This window comes from Rothia koreensis (assembly GCF_052232265.1).
GTDB lineage: Bacteria > Actinomycetota > Actinomycetes > Actinomycetales > Micrococcaceae > Rothia > Rothia koreensis.
On record NZ_CP197643.1, the window covers coordinates 175,255 to 198,216 of the forward strand.

The following is a 22,962-nucleotide window of genomic DNA, read 5'->3' on the forward strand; positions in this document are numbered from 1 at the left end:
CGAGGCCTTCCGATGATGGAAGTTCTCACACTGACCATCTGCCGGAAGACCTCGACGTGCACCACGCTACCTTCGCGACCCCTGATCTGACCGTGTTCTGCCATCTCGACGAGCTCGGCCTCGTGGCCACCGGTCAGCTTTTTGAGCCGGATCGCGCGGTGATCGAGTGCCGCGTCGCCGAGCCGGATCCGTGGTGCCGGGGATGCGGTAGCCAGGCGCTCTCGCGCGGGACGGACACGCGGCGTCTCGCCCACGAGCCGTTCGGTCATCGCCCGACGACGCTGCTGGTCCGGGTCCGCCGCTACAAGTGCTCGGGATGCGGACGGTCCTGGCGTGAGGACCTCACGGCAGCGGCGCCCGAGCGAGCCAAGCTGTCCCGTAGCGGGATGCGGTGGGCGTTGGAAGCGCTCGTGATCGACCACCTCACCGTCGCCCGCGTCGCCGCCGGACTCGGTGTCGGTTGGCACACGGCGAACAACGCGGTCCTCGCTGAAGGGCGTCGAGTGCTGATCGACGATCCCGCCCGGTTCGACGGCGTCGCCGTGATCGGCGTCGACGAGCACGTCTGGCGCCACACGAGAGTCGGCGACAAGTACGTCACCGTCATCATCGACCTCACCCCGAACCGCGACAAGACCGGCCCCGCCCGTCTGCTGGACATGATCGAGGGTCGCTCGAAAGCCGTGTTCAAGACCTGGCTCGCCGCACGCCCGCAGGACTGGCGCGATGGTGTCGAGGTCGTCGCGATGGACGGGTTCACCGGCTTCAAGACCGCCGTCAGCGAGGAGCTCCCGGACGCGCAGGCGGTGATGGACCCGTTCCACGTCGTCCGCCTCGCCGGCGACGCCCTCGACACCTGCCGTCGTCGCGTCCAGCAGTGCCTGCACGGCCGGCGGGGCCGCAAAAACGATCCGCTCTACAAGGCCCGCCGCATCCTCCACACCGGCGCGCAGCTGCTCACTGACCGGCAGCAGACCCGTCTCGAGGCACTGTTCGCGGTCTCCGAGCACGTCGAGGTCGAGGCGACCTGGGGCATCTACCAGCGCGTGATCGCCGCCTACCGCGAACCCGATCGGAAGACGGCGAAGAAGCTGATGACAGCCGTCATCGATTCCGTCTCCAGCGGCGTCCCCGCCGCGCTCGTGGAGGTCCGCAAGCTCGGCCGCACGCTCAAGCAGCGCGCCGCCGACATCCTCGCGTTCTTCGACCGGCCCGGCACGTCCAACGGGCCAACAGAGGCGATCAACGGGCGCCTGGAACACCTCCGCGGCTCCGCCCTCGGATTCCGGAACCTCACGAACTACATAGCCCGATCGCTGCTCGACACCGGCGGCTTCAGGAACCACCTACACCCTCAAATGCGATGAGCCCCTTAAGAGAGCAGCTTCAGCGCTGGGAATCATCGGCGCGTCGATAGCACTGGGGGTTTCCGGGACCCCCGCCCTGGCCGCGACGGACGGCGATCCGGCCAACTACATTGTGGGCGGCCAACCCACCAACAGCCCCAACATTGTCCAGCTCTCCTTCCAGACCGAGGGAGAACAGGGAACTTTCGGCTGCACCGGTGAGGCCATCAACAGCGAGTGGATTCTGACCGCTCGCCACTGCACCGAAGGGTCGCAGGACATGAAGGCCTACTACTCGAACGACACCTCGAACCCCGGTCCGGCCGAGGCCTCGGATCGTGTGGTCAACTCACCGAACGGTGACGTGGGTCTGGTCCACCTGGAGACTCCGCACGAGGTCAGCTCGTACGCCCAGTTGGGCGACGGATACACGCCCAGCGCCGGTGACCACGGAGACATCTTCGGCTATGGCCTGCGCGCCAACCAGGGTCAGCCCGACTGGCTGTACACGGCCGGGGTGAACGTGCTCGGAACCTCCACGGATGCCTACGAGGGCGAAGCGATCCATATCCGCGGCGACGACGGCGCCTCGAACCACGGCGATTCCGGCGGTCCGTTGGTCATCAACGGCAAGATCGTCGGAGTGTGCTCGACCGGCGATACCGTCGATCCGGGCGCCGACACCCAGGCCGGAAGCAACTACGCCAACCTCAACGACCACCGCGACTGGATCTCGCAGCAGACCGGCGTGTGAGCCGACCGGTGACCGCGGATCATCGACCGCGGCCCCCAGAGGTGATTCGCGCGGCGTCGACCACCGCTTCGGCGGGTGCCGACGCCGCGCGAAATTCGTTCACGAACCGTGCGGTCCCTACTTGTTGACCAGAACCCAGAGGACTTCGGCCGGGCCGCCGGTACTGCGCCACGAGTGCGGCTCATGGCCGCTCAGGGTCACGGAATCCCCGGGGGACAGTTCGAATTCCCCGGCGCTCGTGCGCAGAACGAACTCACCGGAGATGACGTGCAGGACCTCGGTCTCGCACTCGACGGTGTACAGGCTCTCCTCGCCCTTGCCCCCGGGCTCGATGCTGGCCCGGATCACCTGGACCTTTTCCAGGTCCGCCCCCGAGACGAGGCGCTCGTGAATGCCCGCCCCTCCGAGGTCCACTTCGGGGGCCTCGTCGAGACGGATGACCTGCGTATCCGGCTCCTCGAACAGGTCGCCGATGTCCACGCGCAGGGCCCGGCACAGCTTCACGAGTGACGCGACGGACGGAGAAGTCTGCTCGCGCTCGACGCGGCTGATGAAACCTTTGGTCAGATCCGTTGCCGTGGCCAGCTGCTCGATCGTCATGTGCTGGCGCAGCCGATGGTTGCGGAGGCGCGATCCGAGCTCGGGCGACCTCTCCGACTGCTGTACGGGCAACGCCTTCATGGCTGGATCCTTTCCTCGGCCTCTATGCATGGTATCGATAGAGGTCATGATTTCTGCTCTGCGTCAGGATTGGTCCGCGCTGTGAACCTTCTTATTATTCTTCTCTACCTCGCCGCGATGGTGCTCATCGGCTGGTACGGCAAGCGCCGGGCCAACAGCACGGAGGACTACCGAGTCGCGGGACGACGCCTGGGTTACCTCTTTTTTACGGGCACCATGTCCGCCGTCGTCCTCGGAGGGGCCGCAACGATCGGCGGCGTCGGCCTCGGGTACACCTACGGGATCTCGGGCATGTGGATGGTTGCGGCCATCGCCATCGGCGTGATGGTCCTGTCCCTCGCCTTCGCCGGCAGGCTCCAGCGGCTCGGCGTCTACACGGTCTCGCAGATGCTCCAGCTGCGCTACGGCGGACGGGCGGTCAAGGCGTCCTCGGTGGTCATGCTGGGATACACGGCAATGCTCGTGGTGACGTCGACGTCGGCGTACGCGTCCATCTTCAAGGTCTTGTTCGATCTCGACCGCCCGTGGGGGATTGTCATCGGTTCCGTCGTGGTCATCGCGTACTCGATCCTCGGAGGGATGTGGTCGATCACGCTGACTGACCTCATGCAGTTCCTCATCATGACGGTCGGCATGTTCCTGCTCCTGCTGCCTTTCTCGTTGCACGCGGCGGGAGGATGGTCCGGCCTCCACGAGCGGCTGGACGCCGAATTCTTCGATCCCGGCGCCATGGGCGCAGAGTCCATCGTCACGATGTTCGTGGTCTACACCCTGGGCCTGCTGGTCGGGCAGGACATCTGGCAACGGGTGTTCACGTCGAAGACCCCGCGCGTTGCTCGGTGGGGAGGTTTCGCGGCCGGGGTCTACACCCTTCTCTACGGAATCGCCGGTGCCGTGATCGGCATGGGCGCGGCCGCCGTCATGCCGAACCTCGAGGTCCCCGACGACGCCTTCGCCGCACTCGCGCAGGACTACCTCCCTGAGGGTCTGGGCGGCGTCGTACTCGCGGCGGGTGTCGCGGCCATGATGTCCACGGCCTCGGGTGCGCTGATCGCCTCCGCGACTGTCGCACGGGTCGACGTCGTGCCCCTGATCGCGCGCCTGTTCGGACGCGGGGCGGGCGACGACGTCGACCAAGCGGACGCGGGCCAGGAATCCGGCGAGTCCGACTCGAGCATGAGACTGGACCGGCTGTATGTTCTGGGCATCGGCGTGATCGTCACGGTCATCGCGATGATCGTGCCGAGCGTGGTCACGGCGCTGACCATCGCTTACGACATCCTGGTCGGCGGCCTGTTGGTCGCTATCCTCGGCGGCCTCTTCTGGAAACGCGGGACGGGCGCCGGAGCGGCCAGCTCGATGCTGGTCGGCGCGCTGGGGGTGCTGGTGTCCATGATCTTCTTCGGCGTGGACGCGAACGAACCGATTTACGTGGGTCTGGTCCTGTCCGTCGTCGTCTACCTGGCGGTCTCGCTGCTGACGCCCCGCACGGATGCCGCGACGCTGACCGCGTGGCGGGACCGCGTCGAGGGGTCAAGGCGGTGACAGGGCGGCCGAGGCCTGGGACGCGCGAGGCCGCGATGCGCGGTCTTCCACCGGCCTCGGCCGCCGGGAGGCCCTACGCCCTCCCCAAAAGTTTCATATATGTATATTCTGGTTGCACACCAGGACACATTGCGGAGTCTCGGCGAGACCGCCTTGTCACCACCCCGTTCGCCGCAGGGCCGCGGCGAGAAGGAGAAGCATCATGAGCGACCAGACCGCAGAAACCACCGCGGGCACCGCCCCCGTGCGCACCGAACCACGCCACAACGCTGGTTATGCGATCCTGGCGACCCTGAGGAACTACGGGATCGACACCGTGTTCGGCATTCCGGGCACCCACAACCTCGAGTTCTACCGCCATCTCGACGAGCTCGACATCAAGCCCGTGACCACCCGCCACGAGCAAGGCGCCTCCTACGGCGCGGACGGCTGGTCCCTGACGACAGGCCTTCCCGGCGTGGTCATCACGACCTCCGGCCCGGGACTGCTCAACTCGCTCTCGGGAGCCGCGACGGCGTACGCGGAGTCCCGCCCCATGATTCTTCTCTCCCCCGGCCGGCCCCGGGGGACCGAATTCCGCGACATCGGTTCCCTCCACGAGACCAAGAACCCGACCGGGGCGGTGGACTCGATCATCGGCCTTTCCCGCCGGGTCAGCTCGGCCTCCGAAGCCGTCGAGATGATTCACAACGCGTTCGTCTCCTTCAAGCACGACCGCCCCCGTCCGATCCACATCGAGGTCCCGCTCGACGTGCTCGAGGAGACCGGCGGCTTCACCGAGGAGGAGCTCCGCGCCCGGCCGCTCGGTTCCTTCCAACCCGCCCAACCGCACGACGTCGCCCGCGCCGCGAATATGCTGGCCGCCTCCAAGAAGCCCGTCATCGTGGCCGGTGGCGGTTCGGTCGCGGCCCACGAGGCGGTGCTCGAGCTCGCCGAGCTGCTCGAGGCCCCGGTGATCACCTCGACCAACGGGAAGGGCGCGATCCCGGAGCGCCACCGGCTCTCCCTGGGCGCCGACCTGCGGCTCGGCACGGCGCACGCCTTCTGTCGGGACGCCGACGCGATGCTGATCATCGGTTCCAAGATCGGTGAGGCCGAACTGTGGGGAGGCGACATCCGCCCGAACGGGCCCATCATCCGGGTCGATATCGAACGCCAGCAGATGCTGACCAACATCACCCCGGACCTCGAGCTGCCGGGGAACTCCGTGGCCGTGGTCCCCCAGCTCATCGCGGCGCTCAAGGCCGAGGGCGTGGAATCAGGCACCCGGGCGGCCCCGGACCTCACCGAGGTCTTCGACCAGCTCGACGACGAAGGACGCTCGATCGCCCCCGAACTGGCCAAGCTCAACGAGATCATCATGAGCGTTCTCCCGGAGAACGCGATCGTCGGTGGCGACTCGTCGCAGGTCACCTACATGGGGACGACGACGTTCTACCGCGCGCCCAAGCCCAACTCGCTCCTGTACATGGGAACCTACGCGACCCTCGGGTACGGCCTGCCCGCATCCATCGGTGCGAAAATCGCCGCGCCGGAGCGTCCCGTGGTCTGCCTGCTCGGTGACGGCGCCCTCATGTTCGCGATCCAGGAGATCATGACCGCGGTGGAGCAGGACCTCGATCTTCCGATCATCTGCGTGGACAACGGCGGCTACGGCGAGATCCGTGCCAACGAAGAGGACCGCAGCATTGCCCCGACCGCAGTCGACCTCAGGCAACCGGACTGGGTCCGGCTCGCCGAGGGCTTCGGGGCGACCGGATTCTCGGCGACCATGGACACCCTGGCCGAGACCGTTCGCCAGGCCCTCGGGACCAAGGGTCCCTCGCTGGTTCACCTGACCATCGGCCGGGACATCTAGCACCCGGACCCACACGCCACCACGCGGCGGAGCCCCCCCTCGGACACATCGGTCCCAGGGGGCTCCGCCTTTTCTTCTGGGTGTCGACGGGTTACCGGAAGTTCGGGATGACGTCGTCGACGAACCTCTGGAGCGAGCGCTTCTTGTCCTCGTGGGACATCGAGTTGTCCGTCCAGAAGCTGTATTCGTCGTAGCCCATGTCCTCGTAGTTCCGGATGCGCTCGGTGACCTCATCCGGCGTCCCGATCATCGCGGTCCGGTGCAGGGATTCCGGTGCGAATTCGGGCCGCTCGGCGAAGTTCTCCTCCGGCATCGGCTCCAGGAAACCGTTGACCGGTTCCTTCTTCCCGAAGGCCCAGGCAGAGAAGGTGCGGTAGAACCGGTTGATCGCCTCTGCCGCGGGACGCCACCCCTCCGGTTCCTCGGGAGAGTGGACGTAGGTGTGCTTGAGCACCATGATTTCCGGCTTCTTCTCGACCTCGGGATGGTTCGCGACCGCGGCGTCGAATTTGTCCTTGAGGTTTTTGACCTCCTCGTCGCCCTTCATCAGGGGCGTGACCTGCACATTGCACCCGTTGGCAACCGCGAAGTCGTGGGTCTCCGGGCTCCTGGCCGCAACCCATACGGGCGGGGTGGGTTGTTGCACGGGCTTGGGCACGCTCGTGGAGACCGGGAACTGCCACAGCTCGCCGTCGTGGGCGTAGTCGCCCTGCCACAATGCGCGAATGGCGGGAACGAGTTCCCGAAGGTACCGGGCACCTTCCTCACCGGCCATTCCGCCGGCCAACCGGTCGAACTCGAATTGGTACGCTCCCCGGGCGATACCGATTTCGGCGCGCCCGCCGCTGATGACGTCCAGGAGAGCCGTCTCGCCCGCGGCACGAATCGGGGTCCAGAAGGGGGCGACAATCGTTCCCGCGCCCAGTCGAATCGTCGACGTCTTGGCCGCGAGATAGGCCAACTGCGGCATGGGGCTGGGAGAGACGGTGTATTCGGTCGAGTGGTGTTCTCCGATCCACACGGTCTCGAATCCGCCCTCCTCCGCGATGCGGACGAGCTCGACCAGGTTCTGCCAGTGCTCCTCGTGGCTGAGCGACTCGTCCCAGCGCTCCATGTGAATGAACAGTGAAAATCGCATACTGCGCTCCTCGTAGATGTCGTGTCCGAAAACGTCCCTGTTTTCGTTCCTTGATCAGTTCTCTGCGTCGTGCGCATCCGCTGGGGTGTTGGGGATCGCGGCGTCTTCCGTCGCGCTTTCCCTTTCGCGGATGGTCTGGTTGTTTCTGGACCACTGCTCGCGCGGCACTTCGCGAACGATGACGGTGATGTTTTCCGGTGCGGCGTCCACCGTGGACTCCGCCACCTGGTGCACCCCGGCCATCAGCGCCCGCACTTGTTCTGCGCTGCGCCCTTCGGCGATGGAAATGTCGATCAGGGGCACGGGATCAACTCCTCATCACGAACGGGTCCGCGACCGGGCCCTCGTCGGTGTTGATCCAGATGCTCTTCAACCGGGTGTATTCGTTCATGGACTCCAGGCCGTGCTCGACGCCGACGCCGGACTGCTTGAACCCTTCCCTCGGGGACATGGGCGACATGGCACGGTAGGTGTTGAGCCACACGGTTCCGGCGTCGAGCCGCTGCGACATGCGCATGGCCCGCTGAAGATTCGACGTCCACACGCCCGCGGCCAAGCCGTATTCCGTGTCGTTGGCCAACCGCAGCGCTTCGTCCTCGGTGTCGAAGGGCATGATCGCGGCAACCGGCCCGAAGATTTCCTCGCGGCAGATCCTCATGTCGTTGTTGGCTTCGGTGAGCACCGTCGGAGAGAAGAAATACCCGGGCAGATCCACCTCCGGAGCCCGGCCCCCGTAGCGGACGGTCGCGCCCTCCTCCTTGCCGATGTCGACGTAGGAGCTGACCTTGGCGAGCTGGTCCTCGAAGGCGAGGGGGCCCAGTTCGGTGGCGTCGTCCATGGGGTCACCGATGACGATGCTCGACGCCCGCTCGGTCACGCGCTCGACCAGCTCGTCGTAGATGCTCCGGTGAGCGAGCACCCGGCTGCCCGCGATACAGGTCTGCCCGCCGGCCGCGAAGATGCCGGCAATGACCCCCATGGCCGCGTTGGACACGTCCGCGTCCTCGAACACGATGTTGGGGCTCTTCCCGCCCAGCTCCAGCGTGCAACCGATGAAGCGGGCCGCCGCAGAAGAGGCAATGGCCGAACCTGTGCGCGTGGAACCAGTGAACGAGATCTTGGCGAGCCTCGGGTCGTTGACCAGGGCGTCTCCGGCCTCGGCGCCGAACCCCGTCACCACGTTCACCACGCCCGCCGGGAATCCTGCTTCGTCGGCCAGCTCGCCCAACCTGAGGATCGTCCTGGAGGTGTACTCACTGGGCTTGATCACCAGGGTGTTGCCGGCCGCAAGGGCGGGGGCCAGCTTGGACACCGTCAGGGTCAAGGGCGAGTTCCAGGGCGTGATAGCCCCGACCACGCCCAGGGGCTCACGCTGCGTGAAGTTCAGGACCTCCGGCGAATTGGTCGGGATCTGGGAGCCCTGCACCTTGTCGGCGAGACCGCCGTAGTAATAGAGGTACTCGGGCAGGGTCGCCAGCTGTCCCTTCATTTCCCGGTACAGCTTACCGTTGTCCAGGCTCTCCAACCGGGCGAGTTCCTCCGCGTGCTCGCCGATCACATCCCCCAGTCTCCGGAGGAGGCGGCCCCGTTCGGACGGCGTCGTCCTCGACCATTCGGGTGAATGGAAGGTCTGGTAGGCCGCGTCCACGGCGGTGCGCACGTCGGCCCGGTCGCCGCGAGCCGCTTCGTACAGGGTTTCCAAGGTCGCGGGGTTCGTGCTCGGGAACCATGCCCCATTGGACGGCGAGCGATGTTGCCCTCCGATGAAGTGTTCGAGTCGCTCAGCCATGATGAGCTCCTTCCGATTCGGTGATCAATTCGTACAGTTCGGCGACGAGCTCGCCGGGGGCTTCGAGGGGGAGCATGTGGCGGACCCCGGGAACCACGCGACGGCGCAGGTCGGGGACGAAGCCGGCCAACCGGTCCACCATCTCCGGCGTGGATCCCGTATCGAGTTCTCCCGTGACGGCCGTCGTGGGCGCGGAGATCGACGGGAGTTCGGGCAGGACCTCCCTGTCTCCCGACGCGAACACGGCGTAGGCGTGGAGATAGGATTCGACGTCGTTGGCCATCAGAACCTCGGCGGTCTTGTCCCGTCGCTCCAGACTCACGTCGTCCCGACCGGGAAACCATCGGTCGAGGGCCTGGTGCATGCTGGCCCGGAAGTCCTGGCGGGCCGCCGCAAGCCTCACCCGAACGGCGTCGGCCTCCTCGGGGCTCCGGGAACAGACCGAGCTGACGCAGGCCAACGACTCGACCCGCTCGGGATGACGTGCCGCAATGGTCTGGGCGATCAGCGCACCCAAGGAGAAACCGACCAGATGGACCCGGCCGGTGGGCATTCGCGCGAGAACGTCTTCCGCCATGTCGGTCAGGGAAACCGGCTGCGCGAGCGGGGGCCGGCTCCCGTGGCCGGGAAGGTCCAGGGCAACCGTTCGGCGATCGGTCAGGAGTTCTTCCACGTCCGACCACACCGTCCGGTCGAGCCCGACGCCGTGCAGAAGAACCACGGGCGCTGTGCAAGCGGCCTCGGACACGCGGCTCACCTCTCAGTGCTCAGCGAAGCCAGCCGCTGCTGAGGGCGCCCCTGAGCGGCCCCGGCCAACGCGATCACGATTTCGTTCGGGTGAGGGGCATCGGAGACGCGCACCTCAATGGTCTGGTGGTGGGACCGAATGCTTGCATCCGTGAAGTGCTTGAGCGGAATATCGAAAACGGTTCCGCTCGCGGCCCTCTTTTCCACAGCAGGGAGCAGGGTGCTCGCCTGCGCCGCATCGCGGAAGTGGTTTCCGAACTTCAACGTGTGGATCAGGGCGGACCCGTGTTCGATCTCCCCGTCCAGTCCGACGATCGCGGCCTTGCCGTAGGCCTCCAACGGTGCGCCCAGCGCCTCCATGACGCGAGGGGCCAAGGTCGCTCCGAGATCGGAAGCGACCGCGTCGATGCCTTCCGTCAGGTCCTCCACGAATCCTTGGGAGGCCCAGGGATTGTCGATGACGGCGGCAACCACGGCCAGGCGCGCCGCCGGCTCCACGGGGCGTCCGCCTTCGGTCACGATGTCCTCGGTGATGGTCGTGATCTTGCGAATGTTCACGTCAGTTTTCCTTTCAGAATTTCGGAAGTGATGGGTGCATCGGTTCGCCGGTCCCCGAGCCGAGGGAATAGCCGGGGGCCGTCGGATGCGGCGACGACCACGCAGATCTCGTCCGCGCGCGGAGCGTCCGGCAGATGCACGTCGATCGTCTGGTAGTGGTCTCGCGAGGTCGCGTGGGTCTTGTGCCAGAGGGGGATCCGCACGTCGGTTCCGGGGATGGCCCGACCGTCCGCAAAGCAGAGGACCGAGGTCCCTTCCAAGAGCTCTCGGACGATATTGCCGAAGTACGGCGTGTGGATCAGGGCGCCGGCGTGTTCAAGCTCCCCCTCGGTTCCCACGAGTGCCGCCTTGCCGAAGGTTGCGACGTCGTCCACCCCGCCCAGAGCGGACACCACCTGGTCGGAGAGGATTTTGCCGAGAACGGGGGCCACTTCTCGGGCTTCCGGCCCGAGGTCCTGCTCGACCCCTCCCCCGACCCATGGGTTCCCGACCACCGCGAAGGACGCGACTTGGCGCAGCGGACGATCAAGCGGCGTCCCGGACTCCGAAAGGATCTCGTCACAAACGGTCGTGACGGAACGGAGGCCAATGCTTTCGAGGACATCGGCGCCGAATGTTCCGGTCATGGTCTCAGCAGGCACGGAGCTCACCGCCTTCGGCCCGTCGGTTTTCCTGGGCGTCGTCGTCGATCAATCCGGGCCGCGCCGGTTGGGGTTCGTCGATCGGACGCAGGGCCGCCTGGCTGGAGGCTCGCACGTGGTTCCGCATGGTGAATTCGGCGTCCAGGGCGTCCTTGCTCTTGATCGCCTCAACGACGGAGTGATGCTCGTTGTCCGAAGCCTTGAGGCGCTCGGGCCGGGCCACCGTATTGACGACGATGCGGTGGTAGGCCAGCTGGTTCATGAGGCGCTCATAGGTTTCGTAGAGCTTCCTGTTGTCGGCACCGCGCACCAGAGTCCAATGGAATTCGTGGACCAATTCGGCGTATGCCTGACTGTCGCCTTCCGCGGCGGCCCTGTCCGAATCCACCAGATTCCGTTCGAGGGTCTCCAGCTCGCGGACTCGACCGCGACGCGCCAGGAGGCCGGCGGCGAGGCCCTCGAGTGATTCCTTGAGTTCGAAGAGCTCCACGATTTCTCGCCGAGTCGGTTGTCGAACGAAAGTGCCGACGCGGGGCCTGATCTCCACCAGCCCCTCGTTCTGCAATTGCTTGAGCGCTTCCCGAATGGGCGTACGACTGACGCCGAACTCCTCCGCCAAAGTCAGCTCCGGGATGAGGTCGCCCGGTCCGTAGCGGCCGTTGGTGATCTGGCGCCGCATCTTCTCCAGCAGGGTGATGTCCCCGGAGCGTGACTGAGGCACTGTATCCATGTCTTCTTGCATACATGAAACCTATGATGCATGCCACGATACTGTCAATGAACACCAAAAAACTCCGGAAAATCGCGGATCAAAAAAGCCGTTGACGCGCCGAGATTTATACGCTTAGGGTTGCTTGCATGCAACAGACAAGCACTTTTCATGCCTCAGATCACATCAAGACATCGGTCGGCGACGCCTGGCGTGCGGCCTGGGACGACGGCAATGTGGCCGCCTTGAGCGAGATCGTCACGGCCGATTACGAGCGGATCAGCACCGGTTCCGGCAAGTCATCGGACCTCGACGGAATCCAGAATGAAATCTCCGAAATTCGGGCGGCATTTCCCGACCTGGAAACCGTCATCGACCGGATTCTGGTCGACGGCGACCAGGCCGCCATCTACTGGCACACCACGGGGACCTTCACTGAACCCTTGCACGACGTCCCACCGACGGGAACCCAGGTCACGACGCACGGTTCGAACCTGCTCCATCTCCGGGACGGCCTGATTTCCCGCGAGGAAGCCACCTGGGACTCCGGAAATCTCCTGGCCGACTTGGGCCTGAAGTCACTCTCGGCGGCTTTCGACGGCGAGGATGCATCCGTGGTCGAGAACTTCAGCGGAAATCCGAGCCACGAGGCCCTGAAAGCATTCAACAAGCAGTTCATCACCGGGGTGACGGTCGTGACTACGAAGGACGAGGACGGCAAGCCCCGTGGCCTCGCGGTGAATTCCTACAATTCGGTGTCGTTGGATCCGCCCCTGGTTCTGGTCTGCGTGCAGAAGACTTCCTCCACCTATCCGGCCATGTTCCAGGCCCAGCACATCGGCATCAACATCATGAGCCGGAACCAACGCGAGACTCTCGGGGTCTTCGCGTCGAAGTCCGCGGACAAGTTTGCCGACCTCGAGTGGCATGAGGGCGAACACGGGTCCCCGTTGCTCGACGGGTCCTCGGCCTCGATCGAGGTCGAAATCAAGGAGCGCTTCCAGGCGCTCACCCACACCGTGTTCATCGGTCGCGTCCGTTCCGCCGACGCCTCGGAGGACGAGCCGATGATCTACAAGGCCGGGCAGTTCTTCGACAGCCTCGATCTGACCAAGCTGGGCTGACCACCAGCCGACTCCGCCGGGCGCGCCGCCGGCTGCTCGCCCGTCCACCGCGACGTCCGTCGATTCGGGTTGCCACCCAGGACGACGACGCCGACCGGCGGCGCCCCCAGGATTCTTTTCCTCCCTCGCCCCAGTCCGAGACTCACACAAAGAAGTGGGACACCATGACTATCGAACCGAAGACCTCGACACGTTCGGAACGAACGTGGCACGGAGGCGACGACCGAACGGCACCGCTCAGGGAAGAACCTGAGCTGCCCGGACGCGGCCTGGACGCGGAGCCGGGATCGGGCTCGGCGCAACAACGCGCCCACGAACTGAGGAACAGGCCGGGCGCCGTCTTCTGGGGGTCCATCGGCGTCGTCGTTGCCTTCATCGCCTGGTCCGCGCTGTCGCCGGATTCCATGAGTGGCTCGATGACCGCGGCGATGAACTGGATCGCCGGCAGCGTGGGATGGACCTACCTCCTGGTCACCCTCGGGTGCATCCTCCTCATGGTGTACCTGGCCTTCAGCCGTTTCGGACGAATCAGACTCGGCAAGGACCAGGACCGACCCGAATACAGCACCTGGTCGTGGCTGGCCATGATCCTGTCCGCCGTCATGGGCATCGGGCTCATCAGCTACGCCGTGGCCGAACCCATCATTCACTTCACGCAGCCCCCGCACGGCTTGTCCGAACCGGGCACCTATCAGGCAGCCGTCCGAGCCATGCAATTCTCGTATTTCGACTGGGGACCGCATGCCTGGGCCGTGTTCGGGATCTTCGGCCTGGCTATCGCCTATTCGACCCATCGACGCGGCAACACCGGATTGATCTCACCGATGCTGAGGCCCGTCCTCGGCAAGGCCATGGACGGTCCGCTGGGACACGTGGTGGACATCCTGGCGGTCATCGCTACCCTCTTCGGGACCACGGCTTCCCTGGGACTGGGCGCGTCCCAGATCTCCGAGGGCATGAATCGTGTGCTGGGGATCCCCAACGAGCTCTTCGTCCAAATCGTGATCATCATCGGAATCACGACCGTGTTCACCCTCTCGGCCCTGTCCGGCGTGAACCGCGGCATCAAGTACACCAGCCAGGTCACCTCGGTGTTGTCCATCCTCCTTGCCCTGTACGTGCTCGTGATCGGGCCGACCGGGTTCTTGGGCAATCTGTTCTTCCGCTCCGTGGGCCAGTACCTCAACGACTTCTTCATGGTCAGCCTGACCACCCCGGTATCCGGCGACGACGTCCAGTGGTACCAGTCCTGGACCTACTTCATGATGGCCTGGTGGCTGAGCTGGGGTGCGTTCGTCGGCGTCTTCCTCGCGAAGATCTCCCGCGGCCGCACGATTCGTGAGTTCGTGGTCGGCGTCCTCGGCATTCCCAGCCTGGTGTTCTTCGTCTGGTTCACAATTTTCGGAGGCACAGCCATCAAACTCGACATGGAAGGTGCCGGATCGATCGGTCGAGCGGCAACCCAGGATCTCAATTCGGCCTTCTTCGAAACCTTGGACCAGCTGCCTCTCACAGGAATCACGTCGGTCATCGCGATCATCCTGGTGGTCTTGTTCTTCGTTTCGGGCGCGGACGCCAATACGTTCGTGTTGAGCATGCTGACATCCCGAGGAGCTCTCGAACCGAGTCGTGCCATCCTCACCACGTGGGGCGCGCTCACGGGCGTCAGCGCGATCTTCCTTTTCTTGGTCGGCGGCCTGGACGCCCTCCAACAGGCGGCCATGATCTCGGCGTTGCCCTTCGGCATCGTGATCGCCCTGCTCGGGGTCAGCCTGGTCAAGTCATTGCGCACGGACCAGGACTTCGACTTCACGCGAACCGTCACCCGCGACGAGGTGAAAACGGGGATGCTCCGCGTGCCCTCCCCCATCCTGTCCATGGACTTCGAGGATCCGCCGACCAGCTCCATCCCCCAGCAACGCGCGCCACGCGACCAGCGAATCGAGTCCCTGAATTCCCCTGACCAGGGGTGATCTGCCTAGAGTGGGTCCGTGCACAGCCTTCGACGAGCCGCCGCATTCACCGGCACAGAAATCTTCTCCCCGTTCATTCTCGCGACCGTTTTGCTCATCGGGGTGCCCGCCAGCACGGGTCCCGGTTGGGTGTGGCAGGCCGTGGTGGGCGTGGTGGCCGTCGTCGTGATCCCGTGGGGCCTGTCCCTCTACATGGCACACACCGGCCGGGTCAGCGATCGCTTCATCTACCACCGGAAACAGCGGTACGTCTTCTACGGCATATCCCTGATCTCGATCGCCGCGGGAACCGCGATCCTGCTGATCGCGCCCGCCGCCGCGGCCACGAAGAGCATCATCATCGTGATGCTGCTGGCCATTCTGATCATCGCTCTCGTCAATTTCCGGCTCAAGGCCAGCGCCCATGCCGGAATGAGCGCGATCTTCGGCATGGTGATTCCGGGCCTGTTCGGACCCTGGTGGGTCCTCCTCTCGTTGGTGGTCCACGCTTCGGTGTGCTGGTCGCGGTGGTACCTGAAGAAGCACACCGTCCCCGAGATCGCGGTCGGGACGCTGATCGGTGTGCTGCTCGGCGCGGGCCACCTGTGGTTCGTCTCCTCGCTCTGACCGGCTGTTTCTCATCATGAACGTCGTTTGCGCCTACGGCGTCGTCGGGAGAAGCTGAAACCGCCACATCAGCACGAGCGGAAGGATGGGCATGCTCGGGGTACTCGAGGGCTTCGCCATCATCGGGATCGTCGTCGGTATCGGGTACGTGGTCGAGCGCATGGGCGTGCTCGGCAAGAACGCCGGCTGGACCCTCAATCGATTCGCGTTCTTCGTCGCCCTGCCGGCGCTGATGTTCACGACCCTGGCGACGTCGGACCTCCACGTCATCTTCTCCGCGCGGCTACCGGTCGCCGCGCTGAGCTTCGTGGCCATGGCGGCCCTATACACGCTGATCGCCGGGGTTTTTCTCAAACGCGGGGTCGGCCGGGTGACGGTCGGGGCCGTCGGGGCGGCCCTGCTGAACTCGAACAACATGGGCCTGCCGGTGGCCACCTATATTTTCGGTGACCCATCCCAGGTGGCCCCGATCCTGTTGTTCCAGCTGGTCCTGGCCACTCCCATCTGCCTGGCGATCTTCGACGTCGTCGCCAAAGGCAGGTTGTCCGCTCGGGACGTGATCAGCCAACCCTTCCGCAACCCGATCATCATCGCTTCGGTGCTCGGTGTTCTGGTCAATGCCCTGGGGGTTCCGATCCCGGAAGTCATCGACCAGCCCCTGACCCTGGTCGGTGGGGCAGGGATCCCCCTGATCCTGGTGGCCTTCGGCATGTCGCTGCGGGGAAACCGTCCGCTCGCGGTCGAGGGCCAAAAGGTCGAGACGCTCCTCTCGGTGGGCCTGAAGGTCGTGGCCATGCCTGTGGCGGCGTTCCTCCTGGGCAACTACGTCTTCGGACTGGCCCCGCACGACCTCTTCGCGGCCACGGCCCTGGCCGGCCTGCCGACGGCGCAGAACCTCTTCAGCTTCTCCTCGCGCTACAACCAGAATGTCTCGCTGGCCAGGGACATCGTCCTCCTCTCGACGATCGCCGCGATACCGGCACTCTTCGTGATCGCAGCGATCATGGCCTAGGCGCTCTCGGTTTTTTTTGGGGGGGGGTGGCTGGGTGGGTCGCTGGGGCTTGTTTTGGGTCTGGCCAGGGCTGCCCCGGGTCGGGTCCGGCGACGCTGGGCGGGGGACTTGGGTGCGAGCGCGATTGGCACCGGGTCCACGCCGGCCGCGTTGGGTGGATTTGGGTCGGAGACGACTGGCACCGGGCCCACGCCGGCCGCGTTGGGTGGCGGTTACCCGAATCGGGGCCATTTACCTCCGAAAGGTGGCGGTTAGGGCACCACCTAACGGAGGGAAACGGCTCTCAATCCGGTAACCACCACCGGACGGGGCCAGTCCGGGCGGCCGACGTCGTCGGGAACCCCCTCGAGGTGGCAATTTCGAGCGGTTCGGCGCACGAGGTGGCAATCGCGTGCGTTCCGCGGCCCGAGGTGGCAGTCTTGAGCGTTTTCGGGCCCCAAATCCGCACAAAACTGCCACCTCGCAGGAAGAACCGCACGAGAATGCCACCTCGCGCGGGGAGGGAGGGGGTTGGCCCACAGACAGCCCAACAGGCCGGCCCGGAACTCCCTAGCCGAGAAGCCTGCCCAACCCCAGCCCCACCGCGGCCGCCGCGGTCGAGACCACGAGCAGCCCGAGGGCGTTGACCCACGCGGCGTTCCAGCGTCGCTCCTGCATGAGCCGGGACGTTTCCACGCTTGCGGTCGAGAACGTCGTATAGCCTCCCATGAACCCGACGCCCAGGACCGCCTGCAGTTCCGGCGCCACCAGGTGCGCGGCGAGCAGGCCAGTCAGCCCTCCGAGCAGGAACGAGCCGGAGATGTTGATGATATTGGTCGCCCACGGCATCGAGTTGCCCAGGGCCTGCTTGATGACGCCGTCCAGAAGCATGCGCACCGCCGCGCCGGCGCCTCCCGCGAGCGCGACGCCGAGAAAGAGCCAATCGATCACGCGGCTGTCCTTTCGTCGTTGCGGACCGGCGTCGTCGTTCGGGCTGCCACCAGAATCCCAGCGCCGGAGGCGACGACTCCGACAACCACGGCCAGCAGGGCATAGCCGATCCCCGTCCAGATTCGGCCGGAGCCGAGGAGTTCGACGACGTTCGTCGCGAGCGTGCTGTAGGTCGTGAATCCACCCAGGACACCGGTTCCCACGAGCACGCGGACCGTCCACCGGGTGCCGACGTCGTCTCCGCGGCGTCCGAGGGCTTCCAGAAGGTAGCCGAGGCAGAACGCCCCCACCAGGTTGATCGCGAGGATCGCGCCCATGGCCTGACCAGAGCCGGGGAAGGCGAGGGTCAGCCCGTATCGGATCGCGGTACCGAGGGCACCGCCGAGAAATGCGAGACCGAGATAGGCCGGACGGAGGTGCACGGGACGGGTGGTCGGGGTGGGCGATTGGTCGTGACGCCGCATCATACCGTCCCGGCCGTTCCGTGCGGCTTCTCGCCCTCGCCCTCGCCGTCGCCGCCGTCGGCGCTGCCGGTGTCGGCGGTATCCCCGTCGCCCTCGACATCGCGCCAGGGCACCACGACGACGGGGCGTTCCTGCACGTGGCTCAGATACGTGGCGACGGACCCATTGAGGAATTCGCGGAAGCCGCCCCGGAAGCCGGGCTCGTGCGCTCCGACCACGATCATCGAGGCGCCTTCCGACTCCGCGAGTCGGGCGAGTTCGGCCCCCGCGCCGCCCGCGAGTGAATGCTCGCTCCACTCGACCGGGGTTCCGCGCAGGACCTCTTCGATCCTCGAACGGATCCGGTCCGGGAAGGGCTGAACGGCCTCGTCGAATTCGTCCGGGTCCAGGCTCTCCGAGGCGATGGTTCCGTCGTCGTTGAGCCTGACGGTCCGGCGTCCGACGTCGACGAGACAGCACGCGAGGCGAGAGCCGGTCGAGTATGCCAACCAGCTGGCCGTCGAGAGAATGGGTTCGAGCTGCCGCGGGTCGATGCCGACGGCGATTACTCCGCCGTGTGAGCTCATCGCGCCTCACCACCCGGGGTCCGGGTCAGTGCGCGGGTGCGCGGCGTACGGGGTTTCATGGGTCTCCTACCTTCCGACGCGGACGCACCGTTTCATGGCGCGCCACATGACACAGGCAGGGACTGTTGTCGTTGTCCGCCGGCTCCGGATGGAGTGTCCCGTGGGCAACGAGGTTGGGTTACGGCGAGCCCCACCGCCGCGACGGAGCGTGTCCGTCCACTGAGTTCAACGTATTCCGGGCGCCCCGAGAAGTCAACGCGCCGCGGCCCGCCATGGCGGACACCTCCTGCCGCGGCGCGCCGTGGCGGACATTTCCCGCCATGGCGGAGATCATCCGCCGTGGCGCAAACCGTCACGTCCGGAAGTCCTCCATTTCGGCCACCCTCCCTTGCGATCAGCAGTCGAGAGGCCTAATGTACAACTTGTATCTATGTTGCGTTCAACCCCAGGAACGCGAAGTCTCGAAGGAACGGACCGTGCCCCAGAAATCCGCCAGGCCTCGCCCCGACGCCGATTCCGCCCCCACCCAGGAACGTCACACCGCCCCCGCGGGCGACCTCGTGTACCAAGAGGTCAAGGCCCGCATCCTCGACCACAGGCTCGAAGGCGGCGCCCTGATCAGCGAAGGGGACATCGCCGCCGAGCTCCAGGTCAGCCGAACGCCGGTTCGCGAGGGGTTCGTGCGGTTGCAGGCCGAGGGGTGGATGACGCTGTACCCCAAGCGCGGTGCCCTGATCCGGCAGGCCGGCCCCAACGAAGCGCGGGACGTGGTCGAGGCGCGGATCGTCGTCGAGTCCCACGCGGTCGAAGCCATCACGACGTCGGGCCACGGCCAGGAGGTCGCGGACGAGCTGCGCGAGCTGATCCGGACCCAGTCGGAGGCGCTCGACGCAGGCAACCATGACGACTTCGCCGAGATCGACGCCGACTTCCACCAGCACATCGTTCTGCGCGCGGGGAACGGGCTGTTCATCGACTTCTTCGACAACCTCAAGGACCGGCAACGCCGGATGTCGGCGCGCTCCGTCTGGAAATCCAGCGAAAAGGCCGAGACCGTTCTGGCCCACCACCGCGAGCTGGCCGACCTCATCGCCGCGGGCGACGCCGCCGGCTTCAAGCAACGGCTCGGCACCCACCTCAACGAGGTGCACCACCGCCTCCTCCCCTGAGACCGGTCGCCGAGACCCCCCAGCCACCACAATTCCCTCGAAAGGACTCCCCCTCTTGCTTCCTCAGAAGCGCCGCCTCCCCCTGTGGCTTCTCGTCGCCACGTCCCTCTTCGCCGTCGCATGGGGCGGCAACCAGTTCACTCCACTGCTCGTGATGTACCAGGACCTCGACGACCTGAGCACCGGCGCGGTCGACGTCCTCCTCGGCGCGTACGTGCTGGGCATCGTTCCGGCGCTTCTGGTCGGCGGGCCACTCTCGGACCGTTGGGGGAGAAGGCCCCTCATGATTCCCGGGCCCGTGTTCACCCTGATCGCCTCGGTACTGTTGGCCGTCGGTGCGGCCTCGCCCACGGTCCTGTTCATCGGCCGGGTCTTCTCGGGCCTTGGCTTGGGGCTGGGCATGGTGGTCGGTGGCTCCTGGATCAAAGAGCTCTCCATGGCTCCCTATGATCCGTCCGCCGACGACGCCGCCGGGGCCCGACGTGCCTCGATGTCCTTGACCGCAGGGTTCGCCCTCGGCGCCGCGGTGGCCGCTGTGCTCGCACAGTTCGGCCCCTGGCAAGCGGCAACGCCTTATGTGGTGCACATGATCGTGGCCCTGGTCGGCCTCGCGGCCGCGCTGATGGCCCCCGAGACTCATAGTCGCCAGGCCGAGCCGGCCCGGTTGGTCGACGACCTCCGGATTCCCACGGCGAAACACCGCAGGTTCCTGTGGGTCGTGGTCCCCATGGCCCCCTGGGTCTTCGGGTGCGCGGGCAGCGCCTACGCGGTTCTGCCCGGTGTGGTGAGCGCCCGGACCCAGGGTCTGGACATCGGATTCTCCGGACTGTTGTGCCTCGTCGGACTGGGGTGCGGTTTCATCTTGCAGCAACTTGGCAAGAGGTTCGACGACGTCCGGTCGGCGCGCGCCGTCGTCGTCGCCCTGGCCTGCACCGTCCCCGCCATGGTCTGCGCCGCATGGGCCTCGTACACCCTGAATCCGTGGCTCGCGGTCCTGGCCGCGGCCATGCTCGGCAGTTCGTACGGGCTGCTGCTGGTCTCCGGGTTGCAGGAGGTTCAACGCATCGCCAGCCCCAAGGATCTGGCCGGCCTGACCGCCGTCTACTACTCCCTGACCTACTTGGGCTTCTTCATCCCCGCGGCCCTCGCGGTGCTGAACTCCTGGATGACGTACCAGGTCATGTTCGTCGGGGGCGGTGCCGTGGCCCTGCTCTGCCTCGCCCTGGTCGCGAGTTTCTACCGCAAACACCTTCCGAATGCCAGTCCAGCGAACGGCGCCGAGGCCGCGCGGGCCTGAGGTCCGGGCCTGGGGCCGGCGGGCGGGGCGGCGTCGGGCGTTGGGCGCGGGCGACGGCGTCGGACGCAGCTGGGATGGGCCGTTTGCGCGTCGGGGCTGGGTTGGGAGCGCGATTCTCGGCCTGGACGACGCGGGCTGAGTGGCGGTTACCCGATTGAGCGCCGTTTACCCCCGTTAGGTGTGGGCGGCACCGCCTCCTAAGAAAGGTAGCCGCCTCGCATTCCGGCAACCCCCACCCAACAGGCCAGAACAAGGGCCACGCGGGGCGACGACGACGCGCACACCCCGTCGAGGTGGCAATCCCGTGCGCCAAGCCCCGGGGGTCCACGGCGAGGTGGCACATTTGTGCGGATTTGCGCCCCAAAAACGCACGTGGCTGCCACCTCGCGGCAGGAAAGCGCACGAAATTGCCACCTCGCGACAGGATGAGGGAGGCACGCCAGCGGGAGCCCCGACCCGCCCCCGCCCCGTCTAAGCGGAAAGCGCGTTGCGGTATTCACCCTCGCCGCGCAGGGCACGCAGGTTGTGTTCGATCAGGTCCTCCGAGTCGACCGGTCGGCCGCCCGCCGAATGCGGGGTGATGATGAGGTTGGGCGCTTCCCACAAGGGGCTGTCCGAGCCCAGCGGTTCCTGGGAGGCGACGTCGATCGCCGCGCCCGCGATCTCGCGGTCGTTGAGGGCCTGGATGAGGGCGTCCTCGTCCACGGTCGAACCACGGCCCACGTTGACCACGTAGGCATGCTCGGGAAGGGTTCTCAGCACATCCGCGTCGAGGGCCTTCTCCGTGGCCTCCGCGCTGGGCAGGATCATGACCAGAACATCGGTCCTGGCCAGCAGCTCGTCCTTCTCCTCCGTCGCGACGACGTTGTATCCGTCCCGCACGCCAGTCGACCGGGCGATGCCGGAGACCTGCGCCCCGAGAGCCGAGTACAGGGGCGCAAGCGTCGACGCGATCGACCCGAATCCCCAGATCGTGACCTGAGCATCGAGCAGCGTGGCGACGCGCCCTTCCGGGTGCAGCTTCTGCGGGCCGCCCAGTTCCGAGGCCCACCGGTGCTCGCGGTGCGCCGCGCCGAGTTCGGGAAGCGAACGCACCAGCGCCAGCGTCAGCGCGAGAGCATGTTCGGCCACCGGCTTGTCATGCAGACCGCTTCCGGAACACACCACGATGTCCTCCGAGAACCCCGCCTTCACGATCGGGTCAGGCCCCGCGAGCAATGCCTGGATGAGGCGCAGACCGGTCAGACGGCGGGCGCTGTCGGCAAGTTGTTCGGCCGTATTCGCCCAGACCACCAGGACGTCGGCGTCCACGTGCTCTTCCGGGACGGGTGACTTGGGGTTGTAGACGACCGCGGTGTCGCCCTCGTGCAACGACAGTTTGCCCTGATCGATCTCGATCGAGGACGGCAACAGAATCTTCAATGGTTCCTCCTTGGTCCGGGCCTGGTCCCCACCTTACGAGGAGGCGCCGACTATTAACTCCTGTGGCTTAACCCACGTCCCCGCGGCACGGTTCGGTGCAGGCGAGCGAGCGACGTCGCAATACCCTTCCGATTGCGCGCGAAGGACCCGTTGAGACGGAAGATGCCGGCCAGGGGAAGCCCCAGGAGCCGGGCCGGTCTCGCATCGAAGGTTTCGCGGACCAGAACGCCGCCGCCCTCGGCCGGTTCGACCTCCCATGTCCAGGTGTGTCCCGTGGGCATCCGCCAGGCGAAGGCGCGCCCGGGCTCGGCGCGGGTCACGGTGAAGGAGATGCGGTACGGAATCCCGTACAGCCTCATGGACTGGGTGACTCGGTCCCCGACGTCGGCCCGCTCCGGCCCCGCGATCCGGCGCTGCACCGTACCCGATCCGTCCAAGCGAGAATGCCGACTCACGTCCGAGACCAGGTCGTACACGGACTGCGGGTCGGAGGCCTCGAGAACGGTCTCGGCCGAGATCACGTTCCGGGGCGCATCCAGGAATCGAACAGAAGGAATGTACATGAACCCCATTCTTCCAGCCGTTTCGTGTGTCACCATGGGGAGTACAAGCAATCCATCGTGTGGAGGTTTC

The 22,962-nt window shown here is 66.2% G+C and carries 23 protein-coding genes; 10 read left to right on the top strand and 13 right to left on the bottom strand.

What is annotated here, in order from left to right; all coding sequences use genetic code 11:
• Nucleotides 1-56: 56 nt before the first annotated feature.
• Together ACTSLZ_RS00770 and ACTSLZ_RS00775 are read left to right on the top strand one after the other, a co-directional pair.
• Nucleotides 57-1,367 (top strand): ISL3 family transposase, encoded by a 1,311-nt coding sequence (locus ACTSLZ_RS00770; RefSeq protein WP_179628043.1) that lies wholly within the window; start codon nt 57-59, stop codon nt 1,365-1,367.
• Nucleotides 1,368-1,479: 112 nt separating this feature from the next.
• Nucleotides 1,480-2,100 carry a S1 family peptidase gene (locus ACTSLZ_RS00775; RefSeq protein ID WP_443095385.1) on the top strand — a complete coding sequence of 207 codons (621 nt, stop codon included), beginning with the start codon at nt 1,480-1,482 and terminating at the stop codon, nt 2,098-2,100.
• A 117-nt stretch (nt 2,101-2,217) separates the two neighbouring features.
• Here ACTSLZ_RS00775 and ACTSLZ_RS00780 read toward each other — a convergent pair whose 3' ends face one another.
• Nucleotides 2,218-2,781 (bottom strand): helix-turn-helix domain-containing protein, encoded by a 564-nt coding sequence (locus tag ACTSLZ_RS00780; protein ID WP_178980427.1) that lies wholly within the window; start codon nt 2,779-2,781, stop codon nt 2,218-2,220.
• A gap of 81 nt (nt 2,782-2,862) precedes the next feature.
• Between ACTSLZ_RS00780 and ACTSLZ_RS00785 the strand changes: the two genes are divergently transcribed.
• Together ACTSLZ_RS00785 and ACTSLZ_RS00790 are read left to right on the top strand one after the other, a co-directional pair.
• Nucleotides 2,863-4,326 carry a sodium:solute symporter gene (locus tag ACTSLZ_RS00785; RefSeq protein ID WP_443095386.1) on the top strand — a complete coding sequence of 488 codons (1,464 nt, stop codon included), beginning with the start codon at nt 2,863-2,865 and terminating at the stop codon, nt 4,324-4,326.
• 202 nt (nt 4,327-4,528) lie between these two features.
• Complete coding sequence (locus tag ACTSLZ_RS00790; protein WP_443095387.1) at nt 4,529-6,184, top strand: thiamine pyrophosphate-binding protein; 1,656 nt, start codon at nt 4,529-4,531, stop codon at nt 6,182-6,184.
• Between the two features lie 91 nt (nt 6,185-6,275).
• Here ACTSLZ_RS00790 and ACTSLZ_RS00795 read toward each other — a convergent pair whose 3' ends face one another.
• From ACTSLZ_RS00795 to ACTSLZ_RS00825, 7 genes are read right to left on the bottom strand one after another with little or no spacing between them, the layout of a single operon-like run.
• Nucleotides 6,276-7,322 carry an LLM class flavin-dependent oxidoreductase gene (locus ACTSLZ_RS00795; RefSeq protein ID WP_443095388.1) on the bottom strand — a complete coding sequence of 349 codons (1,047 nt, stop codon included), beginning with the start codon at nt 7,320-7,322 and terminating at the stop codon, nt 6,276-6,278.
• 54 nt (nt 7,323-7,376) lie between these two features.
• A complete protein-coding gene (locus ACTSLZ_RS00800; RefSeq protein WP_129316340.1) occupies nt 7,377-7,625 on the bottom strand; it encodes a tautomerase family protein in 249 nt (82 codons plus the stop codon).
• Nucleotides 7,626-7,629: 4 nt separating this feature from the next.
• Complete coding sequence (locus ACTSLZ_RS00805; RefSeq protein WP_443095389.1) at nt 7,630-9,111, bottom strand: aldehyde dehydrogenase; 1,482 nt, start codon at nt 9,109-9,111, stop codon at nt 7,630-7,632.
• Nucleotides 9,104-9,859 carry an alpha/beta fold hydrolase gene (locus ACTSLZ_RS00810; protein WP_443095390.1) on the bottom strand — a complete coding sequence of 252 codons (756 nt, stop codon included), beginning with the start codon at nt 9,857-9,859 and terminating at the stop codon, nt 9,104-9,106. The genes ACTSLZ_RS00805 and ACTSLZ_RS00810 overlap by 8 nt, the downstream gene beginning before the upstream one ends.
• A 5-nt stretch (nt 9,860-9,864) precedes the next feature.
• The gene (locus ACTSLZ_RS00815; protein ID WP_178980433.1) at nt 9,865-10,416 is read right to left on the bottom strand and encodes an amino acid synthesis family protein; all 552 of its coding nucleotides are present in this window, start codon (nt 10,414-10,416) and stop codon (nt 9,865-9,867) included.
• Nucleotides 10,413-11,057, bottom strand: coding sequence for an amino acid synthesis family protein (locus ACTSLZ_RS00820; protein WP_443095391.1), 645 nt, complete (start codon nt 11,055-11,057; stop codon nt 10,413-10,415). The genes ACTSLZ_RS00815 and ACTSLZ_RS00820 overlap by 4 nt, the downstream gene beginning before the upstream one ends.
• Nucleotides 11,047-11,787 carry a GntR family transcriptional regulator gene (locus ACTSLZ_RS00825; protein ID WP_443095392.1) on the bottom strand — a complete coding sequence of 247 codons (741 nt, stop codon included), beginning with the start codon at nt 11,785-11,787 and terminating at the stop codon, nt 11,047-11,049. The genes ACTSLZ_RS00820 and ACTSLZ_RS00825 overlap by 11 nt, the downstream gene beginning before the upstream one ends.
• A gap of 128 nt (nt 11,788-11,915) precedes the next feature.
• Here ACTSLZ_RS00825 and ACTSLZ_RS00830 point away from each other — a divergent pair, with 128 nt between their 5' ends.
• The 4 genes from ACTSLZ_RS00830 (at nt 11,916) to ACTSLZ_RS00845 (ending at nt 16,481) form a co-directional block, all read left to right on the top strand.
• Nucleotides 11,916-12,890: a flavin reductase gene (locus ACTSLZ_RS00830; protein ID WP_443095393.1), complete on the top strand. Its 975-nt coding sequence runs from the start codon at nt 11,916-11,918 to the stop codon at nt 12,888-12,890.
• Nucleotides 12,891-13,054: 164 nt separating this feature from the next.
• A complete protein-coding gene (locus tag ACTSLZ_RS00835; RefSeq protein ID WP_436594859.1) occupies nt 13,055-14,863 on the top strand; it encodes a BCCT family transporter in 1,809 nt (602 codons plus the stop codon).
• Nucleotides 14,864-14,881: 18 nt separating this feature from the next.
• The gene (locus ACTSLZ_RS00840) at nt 14,882-15,469 is read left to right on the top strand and encodes a hypothetical protein (protein ID WP_443095394.1); all 588 of its coding nucleotides are present in this window, start codon (nt 14,882-14,884) and stop codon (nt 15,467-15,469) included.
• Nucleotides 15,470-15,560: 91 nt separating this feature from the next.
• A complete protein-coding gene (locus ACTSLZ_RS00845) occupies nt 15,561-16,481 on the top strand; it encodes an AEC family transporter (RefSeq protein WP_129315573.1) in 921 nt (306 codons plus the stop codon).
• Between the two features lie 549 nt (nt 16,482-17,030).
• On the opposite strand, the gene crcB is transcribed toward ACTSLZ_RS00845, so the two are convergent.
• The 3 genes from crcB to ACTSLZ_RS00860 are packed head-to-tail and all read right to left on the bottom strand — an operon-like array spanning nt 17,031 to nt 18,441.
• Nucleotides 17,031-17,411 (bottom strand): fluoride efflux transporter CrcB, encoded by a 381-nt coding sequence (crcB, locus tag ACTSLZ_RS00850; protein WP_443095395.1) that lies wholly within the window; start codon nt 17,409-17,411, stop codon nt 17,031-17,033.
• A complete protein-coding gene (locus tag ACTSLZ_RS00855) occupies nt 17,408-17,878 on the bottom strand; it encodes a fluoride efflux transporter FluC (RefSeq protein WP_443095396.1) in 471 nt (156 codons plus the stop codon). The genes crcB and ACTSLZ_RS00855 overlap by 4 nt, the downstream gene beginning before the upstream one ends.
• Nucleotides 17,875-18,441 carry a universal stress protein gene (locus ACTSLZ_RS00860; RefSeq protein WP_443095397.1) on the bottom strand — a complete coding sequence of 189 codons (567 nt, stop codon included), beginning with the start codon at nt 18,439-18,441 and terminating at the stop codon, nt 17,875-17,877. The genes ACTSLZ_RS00855 and ACTSLZ_RS00860 overlap by 4 nt, the downstream gene beginning before the upstream one ends.
• Before the next feature lie 476 nt (nt 18,442-18,917).
• Here ACTSLZ_RS00860 and ACTSLZ_RS00865 point away from each other — a divergent pair, with 476 nt between their 5' ends.
• Complete coding sequence (locus ACTSLZ_RS00865; protein WP_443095398.1) at nt 18,918-19,610, top strand: GntR family transcriptional regulator; 693 nt, start codon at nt 18,918-18,920, stop codon at nt 19,608-19,610.
• Between the two features lie 55 nt (nt 19,611-19,665).
• Entirely contained in the window at nt 19,666-20,907 is a 1,242-nt protein-coding gene (locus ACTSLZ_RS00870) for an MFS transporter (protein ID WP_443095399.1), read from the top strand.
• 471 nt (nt 20,908-21,378) lie between these two features.
• On the opposite strand, the gene ACTSLZ_RS00875 is transcribed toward ACTSLZ_RS00870, so the two are convergent.
• On the bottom strand, nt 21,379-22,329 hold the full coding sequence (locus ACTSLZ_RS00875) for a phosphoglycerate dehydrogenase (RefSeq protein WP_443095400.1): 951 nt from the start codon (nt 22,327-22,329) through the stop codon (nt 21,379-21,381).
• 53 nt (nt 22,330-22,382) lie between these two features.
• Nucleotides 22,383-22,892: an SRPBCC family protein gene (locus tag ACTSLZ_RS00880; protein ID WP_397555566.1), complete on the bottom strand. Its 510-nt coding sequence runs from the start codon at nt 22,890-22,892 to the stop codon at nt 22,383-22,385.
• Nucleotides 22,893-22,962 lie beyond the last annotated feature (70 nt).

Excerpts from the sequence above, each read along its gene's own strand:
- ACTSLZ_RS00780 (WP_178980427.1), bottom strand. The coding sequence starts at position 2,781 with ATGAAGGCGTTGCCCGTACAGCAGTCGGAGAGGTCGCCCGAGCTCGGA.
- ACTSLZ_RS00790 (WP_443095387.1), top strand. The coding sequence starts at position 4,529 with ATGAGCGACCAGACCGCAGAAACCACCGCGGGCACCGCCCCCGTGCGC.
- ACTSLZ_RS00795 (WP_443095388.1), bottom strand. The coding sequence starts at position 7,322 with ATGCGATTTTCACTGTTCATTCACATGGAGCGCTGGGACGAGTCGCTC.
- ACTSLZ_RS00805 (WP_443095389.1), bottom strand. The coding sequence starts at position 9,111 with ATGGCTGAGCGACTCGAACACTTCATCGGAGGGCAACATCGCTCGCCG.
- ACTSLZ_RS00825 (WP_443095392.1), bottom strand. The coding sequence starts at position 11,787 with ATGGATACAGTGCCTCAGTCACGCTCCGGGGACATCACCCTGCTGGAG.
- ACTSLZ_RS00830 (WP_443095393.1), top strand. The coding sequence starts at position 11,916 with ATGCAACAGACAAGCACTTTTCATGCCTCAGATCACATCAAGACATCG.
- ACTSLZ_RS00835 (WP_436594859.1), top strand. The coding sequence starts at position 13,055 with ATGACTATCGAACCGAAGACCTCGACACGTTCGGAACGAACGTGGCAC.
- ACTSLZ_RS00845 (WP_129315573.1), top strand. The coding sequence starts at position 15,561 with ATGCTCGGGGTACTCGAGGGCTTCGCCATCATCGGGATCGTCGTCGGT.
- ACTSLZ_RS00855 (WP_443095396.1), bottom strand. The coding sequence starts at position 17,878 with ATGATGCGGCGTCACGACCAATCGCCCACCCCGACCACCCGTCCCGTG.
- ACTSLZ_RS00860 (WP_443095397.1), bottom strand. The coding sequence starts at position 18,441 with ATGAGCTCACACGGCGGAGTAATCGCCGTCGGCATCGACCCGCGGCAG.
- ACTSLZ_RS00880 (WP_397555566.1), bottom strand. The coding sequence starts at position 22,892 with ATGTACATTCCTTCTGTTCGATTCCTGGATGCGCCCCGGAACGTGATC.